This window comes from Pseudomonas corrugata, from assembly GCF_050920615.1.
Classification (GTDB): domain Bacteria; phylum Pseudomonadota; class Gammaproteobacteria; order Pseudomonadales; family Pseudomonadaceae; genus Aquipseudomonas; species Aquipseudomonas corrugata.
The window spans coordinates 5275625-5291462 of record NZ_CP130434.1 but is presented as its reverse complement, the minus strand read 5'-3'; the positions used below and the strand labels follow the sequence as shown (position 1 = coordinate 5291462).

The 15838-nt window shown below is 59.3% G+C and carries 19 protein-coding genes; 7 read left to right on the top strand and 12 right to left on the bottom strand.

Annotation, left to right across the window (positions count from 1 at the left end):
- Positions 1 to 69: 69 nt before the first annotated feature.
- The 3 genes from QZH45_RS23665 (at position 70) to grxD (ending at position 3035) form a co-directional block, all read left to right on the top strand.
- On the top strand, positions 70 to 354 hold the full coding sequence (locus tag QZH45_RS23665; protein WP_024779502.1) for a hypothetical protein: 285 nt from the start codon (positions 70 to 72) through the stop codon (positions 352 to 354).
- 131 nt (positions 355 to 485) lie between these two features.
- Positions 486 to 2594, top strand: a complete 2109-nt coding sequence (locus QZH45_RS23660; RefSeq protein ID WP_024779503.1) for a molybdopterin oxidoreductase family protein — start codon at positions 486 to 488, stop codon at positions 2592 to 2594.
- A gap of 99 nt (positions 2595 to 2693) precedes the next feature.
- Entirely contained in the window at positions 2694 to 3035 is a 342-nt protein-coding gene (grxD, locus tag QZH45_RS23655) for a Grx4 family monothiol glutaredoxin (RefSeq protein ID WP_024779504.1), read from the top strand.
- Between the two features lie 223 nt (positions 3036 to 3258).
- Here grxD and bfr read toward each other — a convergent pair whose 3' ends face one another.
- Together bfr and QZH45_RS23645 are read right to left on the bottom strand one after the other, a co-directional pair.
- A complete protein-coding gene (gene bfr / locus QZH45_RS23650) occupies positions 3259 to 3732 on the bottom strand; it encodes a bacterioferritin (RefSeq protein ID WP_024779505.1) in 474 nt (157 codons plus the stop codon).
- 200 nt (positions 3733 to 3932) lie between these two features.
- A complete protein-coding gene (locus QZH45_RS23645) occupies positions 3933 to 4151 on the bottom strand; it encodes a bacterioferritin-associated ferredoxin (RefSeq protein ID WP_024779506.1) in 219 nt (72 codons plus the stop codon).
- 297 nt (positions 4152 to 4448) lie between these two features.
- Here QZH45_RS23645 and QZH45_RS23640 point away from each other — a divergent pair, with 297 nt between their 5' ends.
- On the top strand, positions 4449 to 5051 hold the full coding sequence (locus QZH45_RS23640) for a peroxiredoxin (RefSeq protein WP_024779507.1): 603 nt from the start codon (positions 4449 to 4451) through the stop codon (positions 5049 to 5051).
- 133 nt (positions 5052 to 5184) lie between these two features.
- On the opposite strand, the gene rnt is transcribed toward QZH45_RS23640, so the two are convergent.
- Complete coding sequence (rnt, locus tag QZH45_RS23635) at positions 5185 to 5862, bottom strand: ribonuclease T (RefSeq protein ID WP_024779508.1); 678 nt, start codon at positions 5860 to 5862, stop codon at positions 5185 to 5187.
- Complete coding sequence (pyrC, locus tag QZH45_RS23630; RefSeq protein WP_055135744.1) at positions 5859 to 6905, bottom strand: dihydroorotase; 1047 nt, start codon at positions 6903 to 6905, stop codon at positions 5859 to 5861. The genes rnt and pyrC overlap by 4 nt, the downstream gene beginning before the upstream one ends.
- Positions 6906 to 7096: 191 nt before the next feature.
- Here pyrC and QZH45_RS23625 point away from each other — a divergent pair, with 191 nt between their 5' ends.
- Complete coding sequence (locus QZH45_RS23625) at positions 7097 to 8074, top strand: flagellar protein MotY (RefSeq protein ID WP_313923028.1); 978 nt, start codon at positions 7097 to 7099, stop codon at positions 8072 to 8074.
- A 124-nt stretch (positions 8075 to 8198) separates the two neighbouring features.
- On the top strand, positions 8199 to 9416 hold the full coding sequence (locus QZH45_RS23620; RefSeq protein ID WP_024779511.1) for an argininosuccinate synthase: 1218 nt from the start codon (positions 8199 to 8201) through the stop codon (positions 9414 to 9416).
- On the opposite strand, the gene QZH45_RS23615 is transcribed toward QZH45_RS23620, so the two are convergent.
- Positions 9329 to 10003, bottom strand: a complete 675-nt coding sequence (locus QZH45_RS23615; protein WP_069018312.1) for a hypothetical protein — start codon at positions 10001 to 10003, stop codon at positions 9329 to 9331. The genes QZH45_RS23620 and QZH45_RS23615 overlap by 88 nt on opposite strands.
- Before the next feature lie 476 nt (positions 10004 to 10479).
- On the opposite strand from QZH45_RS23615, the gene QZH45_RS23610 reads away from it, so the two are divergent.
- The gene (locus QZH45_RS23610) at positions 10480 to 11106 is read left to right on the top strand and encodes a response regulator transcription factor (protein WP_024779512.1); all 627 of its coding nucleotides are present in this window, start codon (positions 10480 to 10482) and stop codon (positions 11104 to 11106) included.
- 54 nt (positions 11107 to 11160) lie between these two features.
- Here the strand turns inward: QZH45_RS23610 and QZH45_RS23605 are convergent, their stop codons facing one another.
- The 7 genes from QZH45_RS23605 to QZH45_RS23575 form a co-directional block, all read right to left on the bottom strand.
- A complete protein-coding gene (locus QZH45_RS23605; protein WP_024779513.1) occupies positions 11161 to 11340 on the bottom strand; it encodes a PA3496 family putative envelope integrity protein in 180 nt (59 codons plus the stop codon).
- A gap of 107 nt (positions 11341 to 11447) precedes the next feature.
- Positions 11448 to 12086: an endonuclease III gene (nth, locus tag QZH45_RS23600; RefSeq protein ID WP_024779514.1), complete on the bottom strand. Its 639-nt coding sequence runs from the start codon at positions 12084 to 12086 to the stop codon at positions 11448 to 11450.
- Complete coding sequence (locus QZH45_RS23595) at positions 12083 to 12613, bottom strand: Rnf-Nqr domain containing protein (protein WP_024779515.1); 531 nt, start codon at positions 12611 to 12613, stop codon at positions 12083 to 12085. Before QZH45_RS23595 ends, nth begins: the two co-directional genes overlap by 4 nt.
- Positions 12606 to 13217 carry an RnfABCDGE type electron transport complex subunit G gene (locus QZH45_RS23590; RefSeq protein ID WP_024779516.1) on the bottom strand — a complete coding sequence of 204 codons (612 nt, stop codon included), beginning with the start codon at positions 13215 to 13217 and terminating at the stop codon, positions 12606 to 12608. Before QZH45_RS23590 ends, QZH45_RS23595 begins: the two co-directional genes overlap by 8 nt.
- Complete coding sequence (locus QZH45_RS23585) at positions 13214 to 14200, bottom strand: RnfABCDGE type electron transport complex subunit D (RefSeq protein WP_024779517.1); 987 nt, start codon at positions 14198 to 14200, stop codon at positions 13214 to 13216. The genes QZH45_RS23590 and QZH45_RS23585 overlap by 4 nt, the downstream gene beginning before the upstream one ends.
- Positions 14187 to 15200 (bottom strand): electron transport complex subunit RsxB, encoded by a 1014-nt coding sequence (gene rsxB, locus QZH45_RS23580; RefSeq protein WP_024779518.1) that lies wholly within the window; start codon positions 15198 to 15200, stop codon positions 14187 to 14189. The genes QZH45_RS23585 and rsxB overlap by 14 nt, the downstream gene beginning before the upstream one ends.
- Positions 15197 to 15769 carry an Rnf-Nqr domain containing protein gene (locus QZH45_RS23575; protein ID WP_024779519.1) on the bottom strand — a complete coding sequence of 191 codons (573 nt, stop codon included), beginning with the start codon at positions 15767 to 15769 and terminating at the stop codon, positions 15197 to 15199. Before QZH45_RS23575 ends, rsxB begins: the two co-directional genes overlap by 4 nt.
- Positions 15770 to 15838: the final 69 nt, after the last annotated feature.

The window sequence follows — 15838 nt, the reverse complement described above, 5'->3', positions numbered from 1 at the left end:
CGAGTGTGAAGCATTTCCTAATGCAAGGGGCTGGGTTATAAATGAATCCCTAGACGCAGGAGCCTCGAAATGGATTCGAAAGAGCAACAACTGATGGAGCTGCTGGGGCTGACGGCACGCTCCCTGACTCACCTCACCGCTTCGGTGACGTCCATGTCATTCGAGTTGTTGCGCAGCGACGATGAAGTCATCAAGGCGGCCGGTCGCCGAATGATCGATCGCATGGCCACCATCAGCGGCGGGCTCGATGAGCATTGGCGATTGATCGGTGAATTGACGGGCACGCCCATCGCTCAGGAACAGGTGCAAACCGTCGAAGAGATCCAGCTGTTGGCGCCCCCTCCCGAGCAGTGATGCCACTTCATCGGTACGCCTGATGCCCGGCAATTCACAGGACGAACCTCGCTGGCAAAGACGTGGATCACACGCCATAGTTTTGTTCCCGCGGCCGAAAGTGCCCGCCACGAATAAAACAGAGACTGGCCATGACCAAGACTCTTCATCACCGTGCGTGCCATCTGTGTGAAGCCATCTGTGGCTTGACCCTGGAAACCACCGAAACCGAAGGCCAGGGCCTGGCGATCACCTCGATCAAGGGCGATCCGTTGGACAGCTTCAGCCGTGGCCACATCTGCCCCAAGGCGGTGGCCCTGCAGGATATCCAGAACGACCCGGATCGCTTGCGTCAACCCATGCAGCGAATTGGCAGCGAATGGCAGCCCATCGCCTGGGATGAAGCGTTCGCATTGGTCGCTGAACGCCTGGCGGCCATTCAGGAGCGCCACGGCCAGAATGCGGTGGCGGTCTATCAGGGCAACCCCAGCGTGCATAACTATGGGCTGACGACCCACAGCAACTATTTCCTGGGCTTGCTGAAGACCCGTAGCCGTTTCTCGGCGACGTCGGTGGACCAGTTGCCCCATCACCTGACCAGCCACCTGATGTACGGCCACGGCTTGCTGTTGCCGATACCGGACATCGACCACACCGACTTCATGTTGATCCTGGGCGGCAACCCGTTGGCGTCCAATGGCAGCATCATGACCGTGCCGGACGTCGAAAAGCGCCTCAAGGCGATACAGGCCCGCGGCGGCAAAGTAGTGGTGGTCGATCCGCGTCGCAGCGAAACGGCGGCCATGGCAAGCCAGCATCTCTTCGTGCGTCCCGGTGGTGACGCCGCGCTGCTGTTCGGCCTGCTCAACACGTTGTTCAGTGAAGGCCTGACCCGTGACAGTCACCTGCCGGTGGATGGCCTTGAGGACGTGCGCCAGGCTGTCGCAACCTTCACCGCCGAGGCGATGAGCCCGCTCTGTGGGGTGCCTGCCTTGCAGATTCGTCAGTTGGCGCGGGACTTCGCGGCCGCATCGTCGGCAGTCTGCTATGGACGGATGGGGGTATCGACCCAGGCTTTCGGCACGCTGTGCCATTGGCTGATCCAAGTAATCAACCTCGTGACCGGCAACCTGGACCGGGTTGGCGGGGCGTTGTGCACCGAACCGGCGGTGGATCTGGTCGCCAGTACCTCGGGCGGGCATTTCAACCGCTGGCAAAGCCGTGTATCCGGGCGGCCCGAGTACGCCGGCGAACTGCCGGTGTCGACCCTGGCCGAGGAAATGCTCACCGAGGGCGAAGGCCAGATCCGGGCATTGGTCACCGTGGCCGGCAATCCGGTGCTGTCGACGCCCAACGGACGGCAATTGGAGCAGGCACTGGATGGGCTGGAGTTCATGGTCAGCGTCGATCTGTATATCAATGAAACCACACGCTACGCCGACCTGATCCTGCCCTCGACCTCCGCCCTGGAAAATGACCATTACGACACCACGTTCAACCTGTTCGCGGTGCGCAACGTAACCCGTTTCAACCGGGCCATCCTGCCCAAGCCCGAGGGCGCACTGCACGATTGGGAGATTTTCGTCGGCCTGGCCAAGGCCTTCGCCGCGAGGACCGGCAAGGAGCTCAAGCCGACCATGCCACCTGCGCAGATGATCGACGTTGGCTTGCGGGCGGGCGCTTACGGGGATGCCTCGCCGCACAAGCTGTCCCTGGCGACGCTGTTTGACCATCCCCATGGCCTCGACCTGGGAGCGCTCAAGCCTAACCTGGCACCGCGGCTGAAGACCGAAAACCAAAGGATACAAGCCGCCCCCGCGGTGATTCTCGCCGACATCGGGCGTTTCTCCACGTCGCCTGCACCCAAGTCGGATGAGCTGCTGATGATTGGCCGTCGGCATGTGCGCAGTAACAATTCCTGGATGCATAACTTCCATCGACTGGTGAAGGGCAAGCCGCGTCACCAATTGCTGATGCACCCGGATGACCTGGCCAGTCGTGGCCTGAGCGATGGGCAACGAGTAAAGGTCAGTTCACGGGTGGGGGTGATCGAAGTCGAAGTGCAGGGCAGCCCGGACATGATGAAAGGCGTGGTCAGCCTGCCCCACGGTTGGGGGCATGCCCGGCCGGGTGTGCAGATGGGCATTGCCAGCGAACAGCCGGGCTCCAGCGCCAATGACCTGACCGATGAGCGGCAGCTGGACGAGTTGTCCGGCAATGCGGCGCTCAATGGCGTGCCGGTGACGGTGGCGGCTGCGTGAATTTGTCTCTGGAGGAGACCGAGCACCTTGCTCGGCTTTCCGTTACAATGCGCCACCGTGTCGACGACTTGAGTCGCGAAGTTTAAGCCGAGGTGCTCCATGGATATCATCGAAACGATCAAAGACCAGATTGCCAACAACACCGTCCTGCTCTACATGAAAGGCTCGCCGAATGCGCCGCAGTGCGGTTTCTCGGCCAAGGCCGCTCAGGCGGTGATGGCATGTGGCGAGAAGTTCGCCTACGTGGACATCCTGCAGAACCCGGAAATCCGTGCCAACCTGCCGAAGTACGCCAACTGGCCAACCTTCCCGCAACTGTGGGTGGGTGGTGAGCTGATCGGTGGTAGCGACATCATGACCGAGATGGCCGCTGACGGCTCGCTGCAAACCACGATCAAGAATGCCGTCGTAAAAGCGGCAGAGAGCAAGACCGAAGCCTGATCCTCATGTTCGCCACACACGCTGTGGTTGAACAGGGATCTTGTGGGAGCGAGCCTGCTCGCGATTGCGGCGGGTCAGATACAGTGATGGCGGCTGATACACCGCAATCGCGAGCAGGCTCGCTCCCACAGTAGATATTCGGTGCTGCCTGGGTCGCCAGGCAATAAAAAGCCCCGCCTCTCGTCAGAGGGCGGGGCTTTTTAGTGGCTCCTCTTCGGCGAAATTATTCTTCGCCCATCTGCGATTGCAGGTAGTTCTCGAGACCGACTTTGTCGATCAGGCCCAGTTGGGTTTCCAGCCAGTCGATGTGCTCTTCCTCGGACTCGAGGATGTCTTCCAGCAGTTCACGGCTGCCGAAGTCGCCAACGCTTTCGCAGTGGGCAATGGCGGCCTTCAGATCGGTGTGGCCGGTGCGTTCGATACGCAGGTCGCACTCGAGCATTTCCCGGGTGTGTTCGCCGATGTGCAGTTTGCCCAGGTCCTGGACGTTCGGCAGGCCTTCGAGGAACAGGATGCGCTTGATCAGTTTATCCGCGTGTTTCATCTCGTCGATGGACTCGTGGTACTCGTGCTTGCCCAGCTTGTTCAGGCCCCAGTCTTCGTACATGCGTGCGTGCAGGAAGTACTGGTTGATTGCGACCAGTTCATTGGCGAGGATCTTGTTGAGATGCTGGATGACTGTAACGTCGCCTTTCATGGTGAGGCCTGCCCTGTAGTAGCTGTATATGGGGCAGAGTTTGAGCCGCGTACTGACGGGTGTCAAACCTAAGTTATTGAATAATAAATGAAAATTAATCGGAATAAGAATGTTTGTGTTCCGCGTCTTGAAGCTAAGCAATTGATTTACAGGCATAAAAAAACCGGACACTGAGTCCGGTTCTTTTGAAAAGCTGGTTATTAAGCGGCGCTGAATTCCACGGGGAAGGGGATCGACGCCTGGGCCGTTTGCGCTTTGGCGAGGGTTTCACGCACCACTTCCTTGGCCAGGCAGGCGCATTTGCCGCATTGGCTGGCTACGCCGGTAGCCTGGCGGACTTCACGATAGCTGCAGCAACCTTCATAGATCGCTTCGCGGATTTGCCCGTCAGTGACGCCAGTGCAGAGGCATACATACATAAGTGAGAACCGTCGCTGGTTGTGACTCAATTGAGACGGATCTTAATGTTAACGAGAATGATTGTCAAAGTGGTTTCTGAAGTGTCTGGGCTGGAGCAGCCTTGGGCTGACGAACGGTTTTTTAGTGGCACTCTGGCGATTTTTCGATAACGCCAAAAAACCGTTGAGGACAGCCCAAATGCCCGGTGTATGATGGTCGGTCCTTGCGAAGCGGGTTCGTGTCACAGGGTTGTCGCCGGAGGGTGACAGGCTGACGCGAATCTTAGTTTTTCACGTTATTACACCAGGAGATATCCAATGAGCGTACTCGTAGGCAAGCAAGCCCCTGACTTCACCGTTCCTGCCGTTCTTGGCAACGGCGAAATCGTCGACAGCTTCACCCTGTCCTCGGCCATCAAAGGCAAATACGGCCTGGTGTTCTTCTATCCGCTGGACTTCACCTTCGTCTGCCCGTCCGAGCTGATCGCTCTGGACCACCGCATGGACGACTTCAAGGCTCGTAACGTTGAAGTGGTTGCCGTTTCCATCGACTCCCACTTCACCCACAACGCCTGGCGCAACACGCCGATCAACAATGGCGGTATCGGCCAGGTGAAATACACCATGGCTGCCGACATGAAGCACGAAATCGCCAAAGCCTATGACGTCGAGTCCGAAGGCGGCGTGGCATTCCGTGGTGCATTCCTGATCGACGACAAAGGCGTGGTCCGTTCGCAGATCGTCAACGACCTGCCACTGGGTCGTAACATGGAAGAGCTGATCCGCCTGGTCGACGCCCTGCAATTCCACGAAGAGCACGGCGAAGTCTGCCCTGCCAACTGGAAAAAAGGCGACAAGGGTATGACCGCCTCGCCTGAAGGCGTTGCCGCTTACCTGGGCGAGCACAGCGACAAACTGTAAGCGAACTAGGCATAAAAAAACCGGCTCTCGATGGGCCGGTTTTTTTATGGGCGTTTCAAACTGAAACGCAGTACTTGTGGTGAGGGGATAAATCCCCTCGCCACAGATACATCCCTCGCCACAGGGGCCTATTTCAATCGTCGAAATCCTGCCAGCCACCCATCTCCTTCCAGCGATTGACGATCCCGCAAAACAGCTCGGCGGTCTTCTCGGTGTCGTAGCGGGCCGAGTGGGCTTCGCGGCCGTCGAAGTCGATGTCGGCAGCCTGGCAGGCCTTGGCCAGCACGGTCTGGCCATACGCAAGGCCGGCCAGGGTTGCGGTATCGAAGCTGGAGAACGGGTGGAACGGGTTGCGCTTCATGTCCAGGCGCGCGACGGCCGCGTTGAGGAAACCGAGGTCGAAGCTGCTGTTATGGCCGACCAGGATTGCGCGTTTGCAACCGTTGGCCTTCAGCGCCTTGCGCACGCCGCGGAAGATATCGGTCAGAGCCGTTTCTTCGCTGACGGCCATGCGCAATGGGTGATCGAGTTTGATCCCGGTAAATTCCAGGGCCGCGGCTTCGATGTTGGCGCCTTCGAAGGGTTCTACGCGAAAGAAATAGGTGTGGTCGGGGAACACAAAGCCTTTTTCGTCCATGCCGATGGTGGTCGCGGCAATTTCCAGCAACGCATCGGTGGCAGAGTTGAAACCGCCAGTCTCTACGTCGACCACGACCGGCAGGTAACCGCGGAACCGCGCAGCCATGGGGTGGCGAGGGCCGCTTGAACCGCCGTTGCCGTCCAGTTCGTCATCGAAATGCTCTTCACTCACGCGCTTTCCTCCAGCAGGCGCCAGCGCAGTTTTTCACCGGCGCGCAGCGGGATGACAGTCTGCTCGCCAAAGGGCAGGCTGGCGGGGGCGGTCCATTCGTCGCGGACCAGGGTAATACGATCGGTGTTCATCGGCAGGCCATAGAAGCGTGGGCCATGGAGGCTGGCGAAGCCTTCGAGCTTGTCCAGCGCATTGCGTTGTTCGAATGCCTCGGCGTACATCTCGATGGCGGCATAGGCGGTATAGCAACCGGCGCAACCGCAGGCCACTTCCTTGGCATGGCGGGCGTGGGGCGCCGAGTCCGTGCCGAGGAAAAACTTGGCGCTGCCGCTGGTGGCGGCGTCGAGCAGGGCTTCCTGATGTGTGTTGCGCTTGAGGATCGGCAGGCAATAGAAATGCGGCCGGATCCCGCCCACCAGCATGTGGTTGCGGTTGTACAGCAGGTGATGCGCGGTGATGGTTGCGCCAACGTTGGCCGGGGCCTCGTTGACGAACTGCACGGCGTCGCCGGTGGTGATGTGTTCGAACACGACCTTGAGTGTCGGGAAGCGCTCCACGACGCGGCGCATGTGCTCGTCGATGAAGATCTTCTCGCGGTCGAATACGTCGACGTCGCCGCGGGTGACTTCACCGTGGATCAGCAAGGGCATGCCGACTTCGGCCATGGCCTCCAGCGCCGGAAATATCTTGTCGATGCTGGTGACACCGGAGTCCGAGTTCGTCGTGGCGCCGGCAGGGTACAGCTTGGCGGCATGGACGAAGCCGCTGGCCTTGGCATCGCGGATTTCTTCGGGCTGGGTACGGTCGGTGAGGTACAGCACCATCAGCGGTTCGAAGCGGCTGCCGGCCGGGCGGGCGGCAAGGATACGCTGGCGATAGCCGTCGGCCTCGCTGGCATTGCGCACCGGGGGAACCAGGTTAGGCATGATGATTGCGCGCCCGAAGGTGCGCGCGACATCGGCGACGGTATGGGTCAACACAGCACCATCGCGAAGATGAATATGCCAGTCGTCGGGACGCAGCAGGGTCAGGCGGTCGGACATTGGGGGGCTTCCAGGCGGGTCAAACTCTGGGGAATGCTACCGGAAAAGACCGATACAGGCACCCGCTATCAAGTTTTGCCGCAAGTTACCGATAGCCCCTTCAGGTATGAACCGAATCCGTGCAGTGTCTCGGGCCGGCGTCATACTCTCAGCGAGTATCGAATTTCGTATAAAAGCCAGTGGAGCCTCCCGTGCGCCAGCGTTATCTAGCCTTGCTCAGTGTGTTTGCCAGCCTTCCTGCCATGGCGCTCACTTTCCAGACCCGTCTGGAGAGCATTGAGTGGACGGTTGAAGGCGACAAGTTCGAGTGCCGGCTGAGCCAGCCGATCACCGATTTCGGCAGCGGCGAATTCGTGCGTCGGGCGGGCGAGCAGGCGACATTCCGCCTCAAGGCCTATAACCCGATGATGGGGGGCGGGTCGGCTACCCTGCTGGCGGCGGCTGCACCGTGGCAACCGGGGCGGGGCGACATCAACCTGGGATCGGTCAGGATCGGCAGTGGCGATGTGCTGTTCGACAGCTCCCAGATCCAGGCGGGTCGCTTGATCAGCGGTTTGATGGAGGGGCGTAGCCCGGTGGTGCGTCGCAACACCGGGGATGGGCATGTGTCGGAAGTCCGGCTGCTGCCCGTGCACTTCAACAAGGCGTTCAGTGACTACCAGGGCTGCGTGGCGAAATTGTTGCCAAAAAACTTCGAGCAGGTGAAGCAGACCCAGATCGGCTTTCCTGGCGAAGGGACCGACCTCGATGCACGGGCCAAGGCTCAACTGCAGGTGATGCTCGATTTCATCAAGGCTGACCCGAGCGTCAATCACGTCGAACTCGATGGCCATTCCGATAATAGTGGCAACCGGTTGACCAATCGTGAACTGTCGCGCCGCCGAGCGCTGGCGGTCATGGATTTCTTCAAGGCCAATGGCTTCCAGGAGTCGCAGATCACCGTGCGCTTCCATGGCGAGCGTTATCCCCTGGTGCCCAACACCAGCGCCGCCAATCGGGCCAGGAACCGCCGGGTCGTGGTGCAGTTGTCCCGCGTTGCTCCCACCGAAACGCCGGCGCCGCAGCCGGCGGCCCCCGCTGCGGCTCCGGCCAAGGCACCGGCTCCAGCTCCAGCTCCAGCTCCAGCTCCAGGTAAGCCCGCCGCGGCTGCGACCGCACGGACATCCTGAAGCGCTGTCGTCGCGCGGTCGACATAATCTGTCGCTTCGTCGTCATAAGCTGTCGCGCCTCTGTAAATTATCTGCGCCGGACGTTAGACTTCACGGCTTTCCGTACAACCCGTGGAGTGATGGCATGGCGGACGTAAACAAGGTCGTTCTGGCGTATTCCGGCGGCCTGGACACTTCGGTGATCCTCAAGTGGCTGCAGGACACTTATAACTGCGAAGTGGTGACCTTCACCGCTGACCTGGGGCAGGGCGAAGAAGTCGAGCCTGCACGCGCCAAGGCTCAGGCCATGGGCGTCAAAGAGATCTACATCGATGACCTGCGCGAAGAGTTCGTCCGCGACTTCGTGTTTCCGATGTTCCGTGCCAATACCGTTTACGAAGGCGAGTACCTGCTCGGTACGTCCATCGCCCGTCCGCTGATTGCCAAGCGCCTGATCGAAATCGCCAACGAAACCGGCGCCGACGCCATTTCCCATGGCGCTACCGGCAAAGGCAACGACCAGGTGCGTTTCGAACTGGGCGCCTATGCCCTCAAGCCCGGCGTGAAAGTCATTGCTCCGTGGCGCGAATGGGACTTGCTGTCCCGCGAAAAACTGATGGATTACGCCGAGAAGCATGCGATCCCGATCGAGCGTCACGGCAAGAAGAAATCCCCGTACTCGATGGATGCCAACCTGCTGCACATCTCCTATGAAGGTGGCGTGCTGGAAGACACCTGGACCGAGCACGAAGAAGACATGTGGCGCTGGACCGTTTCCCCGGAAAAGGCCCCGGATACCCCGCAATACCTGGAGCTGACCTATCGCAACGGCGATATCGTCGCACTGGACGGCGTGGAAATGAGCCCGGCCACCGTGCTGGCGACCCTGAACCGCATTGGTGGCGAACACGGCATCGGTCGCCTGGACATCGTCGAGAACCGTTATGTCGGCATGAAGTCCCGTGGTTGCTATGAAACCCCAGGCGGCACCATCATGCTGCGCGCTCACCGGGCAATCGAATCGATCACGCTGGACCGCGAAGTGGCGCACCTCAAGGACGAGCTGATGCCCAAGTACGCCAGCCTGATCTACACCGGCTACTGGTGGAGCCCTGAGCGCCTGATGCTGCAACAGATGATCGACGCCTCCCAGGTCAATGTGAACGGTGTCGTACGCCTGAAGCTGTACAAGGGCAACGTGATCGTGACCGGACGCAAGTCCGACGATTCGCTGTTCGATGCCAATATCGCGACCTTCGAAGAAGACGGTGGCGCCTACAACCAGGCCGATGCGGCCGGGTTCATCAAGCTCAACGCCTTGCGCATGCGCATTGCGGCGAACAAGGGTCGCAAGCTGTTCTGATCCTGCCGATGTGAAAGCGGCCTGCCTTGAGCAGGCCGTTTTTTTTGCTTTTCCTGCCTGTGCTGCGTTCTGCTGTGGCGCTTTCTCCTGATCTTCATCCGTCCGGCACAACGCCGGTCCTGTCGTTGGTTGTACATGACGTACACGACGCTCTCTGCGTGCTCCATAGCCTGTTTTGACCCTGTTGCCCGATTGACTTCGATCAGTCGTTCCGAAGGGGAGCACACGAGAAGAATCACACGCCGTGGGTCGTGCTTTGCCCGCTGACGGCGCACCCGCCATTTCTTTATCTTGTAGGGATGACGGAACGCGCGTTTACCGCGGCACGTCGGGTCATCCATGGTCTTGACGAAGTGTTTGTTCTTGCGAAAGTCTGAAGGGGAATACAACGAGCGATAGTTGAAGTTGAGCGTGACGAAAAAAAGAAGCAGGAGATAAAAAGGAAAGCTGATCAGGAACCACAAATAATATTTACGATCCTGATCATCCAGGAACGGCAAGGAAATCGCCGCGGAGGTTTCGGATAAGGTTGCGAATATGGCTATGAGAGTCATGGGGTTTGCAATGGTTTTCAACGGCTTGTTCATGGTAAACGCTCATGCGTGGTCCAGTTCGATAGTTTAAGTGGGGTAAGGTTTAATGGATTACAGGGTTCAATGAGTTTGAGTCTATAAGGGGCTGGCTGTCTTGTTGTGATTGCTATTTGAGGGTTCTGTTCTTTTATATGAATTCTGCTGGATGGGTGGGAGAAAATGCCATTTATGGATAAATAATTCAGTTACTTTTCATGAGCGGCCGAGTCTCTATGCATATGTACTAAGGACGGTTACACAAGGATAAAGTCGCGCTATTCATAGAGCTGCGGGAGCCATGAAAGCGCAGTCCGCGTTCTGCTGACCCACTCATGGCACATTATTTCCACGGGAATTTGTAGGAATTTTCTGTGTTGCCTGTAGGTTGCGTCTTTCGGTGTGGGCGGCCAGGGGGCGCGGCATGCCAAGGTAGAAATGACTAGGCTATTGTGCCTGCTCTAAAAATTCGAACAGCGAAGTTGGATTTGCCCATGAATAAAGTGCTGATCGTCGATGATCATCCCGTCATTCGTCTTGCTGTACGTTTACTGATGGAGCGTCATGGTTATGAAGTTATTGCCGAAACGGATAACGGCGTCGATGCGTTACAACTTGCCCGGGAACAAGCGCCTGATATTGTCATCCTGGATATTGGAATTCCGAAACTGGATGGGCTGGAGGTCATAGCGCGTCTGACTGCCAACCCCTCGCCGTTGAAAGTGTTGGTACTGACTTCCCAGGCACCCGGGCATTTTTCGATGCGATGCATGCAGACGGGGGCGGCCGGATATGTCTGCAAGCAACAGGATCTCACTGAACTGTTGAGTGCAATAAAAGCAGTCCTCTCCGGCTACAGCTACTTTCCCAACCAGGCGTTGCACACTGTGCGTTCGAGTCTTGGCAATGCCAGCGAATCCGATATGGTGGATCGCTTGTCCGGACGAGAAATGATGGTACTGCAGCAACTGGCTCGCGGAAAAACCAACAAGGAAATTGCGGATGGGATGTTTTTGAGCAACAAGACCGTCAGTACTTACAAGACCCGTTTGTTGTTGAAGCTCAATGCCCGTTCGCTGGTCGACCTGATCGAACTGGCGCAGCGTAACGGGTTGGTGTGAGGTCTCGGTCACGCGTACTCAGTAAAAAGCCTCCACCAGGGAGGCTTTTACGTGTCAGAGGTCAAAATCGTAATCGGCCAGCTGCTTTTGCAGGCGACGCTCTTCCAGCAGGTTGTCGATGGTGCGGCGCTTGCTCAGATTGGTCTTGGGCACTTCCACCACCGGTTCGGTGTCTTCGGTTTCAACAGCGATGAAATCGTCTTCTACATCCAATTGTTCTTTGCCAGTACTCATGGGTTCGACTCCAGGCTAAGACTGCCTTTGGGGCTCCTTATATCGATAAACCACGGGCGGGTAAAAAAGATTTTTTCAATCGATGGATCGATAAAAGCAATAACGCCTCAATCGTCAGAGGTCTTGTCCTTGTATTCGCACAAGTCTTCGATCCGGCAACTGCCGCAGCGGGGCTTGCGAGCCAGGCAAACGTAGCGCCCATGCAGGATCAGCCAGTGATGGGAGTCGAGAAGATACTCCTTGGGTACGAACTTCATCAGTTTCTTCTCCACTTCCACCACGTTCTTGCCCGGCGCCAGGCCGGTCCGGTTGCTGACGCGGAAGATGTGGGTATCCACTGCCATGGTCAACTGGCGGAATGCGGTATTGAGCACCACGTTGGCGGTCTTGCGGCCAACCCCGGGAAGGGCTTCCAGCGCTTCGCGGGTCTGGGGAACGACGCTGCCATGGCGCTCGATCAGCAGGCGGCAGGTTTCGATCACGTTTTTTGCCTTGCTGTTGAACAGGCCGATGGTCTTGATGTACTCCGATAGCCCCTCGACGCCCAAGGCATGGATCGTCTCTGGAGTGTTGGCCACCGGAAACAGCTTGGCCGTGGCTTTGTTGACGCCGACATCGGTGGACTGTGCCGAGAGGATCACCGCGATCAACAGCTCGAACGGTGAGGAATAGGCCAGCTCGGTTTTCGGTTCGGGGTTGTCTTCGTGAAAGCGACGAAATATTTCCAGGCGTTTTGCGGCGTTCATGGGCGCGGCGTTTCCTCAAGAGTTGATTGGGTTTTGGCAGGCCTCCAAGCCTGGTGCGCCGCCAGCAACAGGCCGAGCAGCAGGAATCCTCCCGGGGCCAGCACGGCCAGAGGCGTGCCGTTGCCGATCAGTTCGCGCAGGGCGCCCAAGCCGATCATCAACAGGCCGAACAGCCCTGCCAGCATGATATAGCCTGGCCAGCGTGACTCGATGAAAGAGCGGTCGTGTTCCAGCGCCACACAGCTCAAGGCTATCCAGCCGACGTAAAGGTCCAGCGGCCGGTACCATTCCAGCAGCCAGGCCTGCGCGGCGAGGCTGGCGCAGGCGGTCAAGGTAGCGGCCAGGACGATGGACGTCAGTAAGCGCTGATGAGCGCTCAGGCGCGGCCGCACAAGGCCCATCGCCAAGCCATGGCCGCCGCTGATCAACGTCCACGCCACCCATAGGCCCAGCGCATTGACCAATGAATTGCTGGCGCCAACCAAAGGCACGAGCAGAAGGCCGTGGGTCAGTGACTGTTTATTCATGGGCAACGCCTCTGGTCAAGGATGCCTTGTGTTCGTCGAAATAGCGCAGCGCATCGTGAACGGCCTGGAGCACTGCCCGGGATGTCACCGTCGCGCCGGCCAGTTGATCGAATTGCCCCTGGTCCTTTTTCAAGGCCCAGCCGCTGTCGCTGGGGGCCTCACGGGATTTGCCGTTGAAACTCTGCAACCAGGCGTTCGGCCAACCGGCAATTGCCGCGCCCAGGCCCGGCGTTTCGGCCTGGCGCAGGGTTTTCACGCCCAGCAGGCGACCCAACGGGTCGATGGCGATCAGTAGTTCGATGCTGCCTTCGTAGCCCAACGCCTGACTGCGTAACAGCACGGCAGCGGGCTGGCCGTTACGGGTCGCGAGGTAACCGTCCAGCAGGGTGCTATGGGCCAGTGGGACCGGGTCTGTCAGAACCGGTTGTGACAATGGCTGGTTGTCGTAAAGGTTGGTCGGCAACACCTCGAGCAGCGTTCTGTTCGCGAGGGTCTGTTGCTGGACCTCAATACGCTCGGCAGTGCCGATTTGCGTGAGATAAGTGGCGCCGAGACCCAGAGCGGTCAACAGCGCCAGGAGGGCGAGGCCGCCGGGGTTTCTCATGGCGCTTGCCGTCCTTGCCGGGCTTCGACGAAACGCTCCAGCGCCGGCACCCCGAGGTTCATCAACAACACCGCAAACGCTACGCCGTCCGGGTAGCCGCCCCAGATACGGATCAGGTAGACCAGCAAACCCACGCCTGCGCCGAACAGCAGGCGCGCATGCGGTGCCTTGGGCCCTGAAACCGGTTCGGTCACGATGAAAAACGCTCCCAGCAGGGTCGCCCCCGTCAGCAGATGAAACAGCGGTGAACCATGAGAGTCCGAGCCGGAGCCGTTCCAGCACAACAGGCTGATGGTGAACAGGCCGGCTAGCATCCCCACCGGCGCGTGCCAGCTGAATACACGTTGCTGCAGCAGAAACAGGCCGCCCGCCAGGAACGCCAGGTTGATCCACTCGGCCCCGCGCCCGCCGAAACGTCCGAACGCCGGATTGCTGGCGAACAACTCGTCAATAGTCAGGCTGTTGTTGATGCGCAGGCTGTCCAGCGCTGTCGCGCCGGCCCAGGCATCGGGTGTGGAATGAATGCCTGACACCTGTTGCAGGCTTTCAAGCAAGCCGACGCCGTGGGGCAACGGCCATTGGCTCATGTGGGCGGGAAACGCCACCAGCACCAGGGCGTAACCGAGCATGGCCGGGTTGAACGGATTGTTGCCGACGCCGCCCCAGAGATGCTTGCCGAACAACAAGGCGCAAGCGGCCGCAGTAACCGTCAGCCACCATGGACAGTAGGCCGGCAACGCCAGGGCCAGCAACGTGGCGCTGACCAGCGCGCTGCCGTCGTTCAGCTCGGGTTTGAGCGGTCGATGCCGCAAGCGCAGCACCAGTGCTTCGACTGCCAACGCGGTGATCCCGGACAGCAACAGGTTGAGTAATACGCCCCAGCCATAAAACCACATCAGTGCCAGCACGCCGGGCAACGTGGCCAACAGCACGCGCATCATCGCTTGCCGTAGGCGCTCATCCGGGGCCTCAGGAAGTGACATGGGCGTCGACCTGACGTTCGGCGATTCTTACCGCTTGTTCCAACGCCTGTACCTCTGCGTCCGAGGCTTGCGCCGCCCGGGCTTTGCTGAGTTCGGCGCGCCGCATCGCCAGCTGGATCTTCGCACGTTTCAATTCAGCGTCCTGCGACGGCACGGGGGCGGGTGCGATGGACGGCGCGGTGTTTTCCAGCTGCGCCAAGGCCTGCTCCGCCGCTTCGTATTGGCGTTGCAGCAGAATCAATTGCGATTGCTGCTCAAAGGTCGGCGGATGGCCGAATGCTTTCAAGGATTTGTTCAATTGTGCCCGGCTCATGGCCAGGTCGACCTTGGCCTTTTTAAGCGCGGCATCGGCACTGGCGGCTTTTTGCGCGCGTACTCGCTCCAGTGCGGTTTGCACCGGATCGAGCTCCTGGGGTTGAGCTTGGCTTTTGGCGGCGTGCTGGGTTCGGGCCAGGCGCTGGGCCTGACGCTGTTCTTCTTCACGATGCAAGCGCGCATTGCGTTGTTCGAAGCGCCGTCGGGCATGGTTGCGCTTGGCCGTACGTGCCTGTTGTTCCTCGGGACTGAAGGCCAGGCCTCCGACAATCGGCAGCACGGTGGTCATCGGCAAGGGTCGCATTTCAATGCAGTCGACCGGGCAGGGGGCCACGCAAAGATCACAGCCCGTGCATTCGTCGATGAGGACGGTGTGCATCAGCTTTGCCGCGCCGACAATCGCGTCCACCGGGCAGGCCTGGATGCACTTGGTGCAGCCGATGCATTCGGCCTCACGGATAAAGGCCATTTGCGCAGGGGCCGAGCCCCGGCTGGTATCCAGCTCCAGTATCGGTATTTTCAACAGGTCGGCCAGGGCGGCGATGGTTTCGCTTGCACCGGGTGGGCACTTGTTGATCGGCTCGCCCTTGGCGATGCCTTCTGCATAGGGCTTGCACCCCGGATGACCGCACTTGCCGCATTGGGTTTGCGGTAACAGGGCGTCGATGCGTTGAATCAGATTCATGTTTTGACCAGCCCGCGTAATCCAAGGAACGCCACCGCCATCAACCCGGCGGCAATCAACTGAACAGGCAGGCCTCGAAAGGGCAGGGGAATATCGTTATCGAGCGTGCGCTGGCGCAAATCGTCGAACAGGCTCAGCACCAGCCAGAAGCCCAGCCCGGCACCCAGGCTCAAGGCGATGGCGTGGGCCAACCCCTGGTCGTCCAGGCTATTGATCAGTGTGACACCCAGTATGCCGGCATTGCCAAGCAACAGTGGCCACAACCCTTCGAATGGCAATGCTGGCTGCCAACGCGCCAGCAGACGCAGCAAAGGCCTGATCAGCAGGATGCTCAAGGGCAGCCAGGCGAACAGGCGCAACGATGTCAGGTTAGCCGGGATCAGCAACCAGTGGTCGATCAGATAACCCAGGGTGCCGACCATCAGCATCAGGCATGTCGAGGCCAGGCCCAGGGCATGGACCTGCCGTCTTCCGCCTGCCTTCAACAGCGAATCGACGCCCAGTGGCCAATGCAACACCAGGTTGTTGATCAGGGCAGTGCCGAGCAATGTGAGAAGGATGTCGGACATGATGTATTAGGCGACAAAAGGACCTGTTACAAGATTAGGCATTATCCGGCAGGCCAGATATGAAAATCC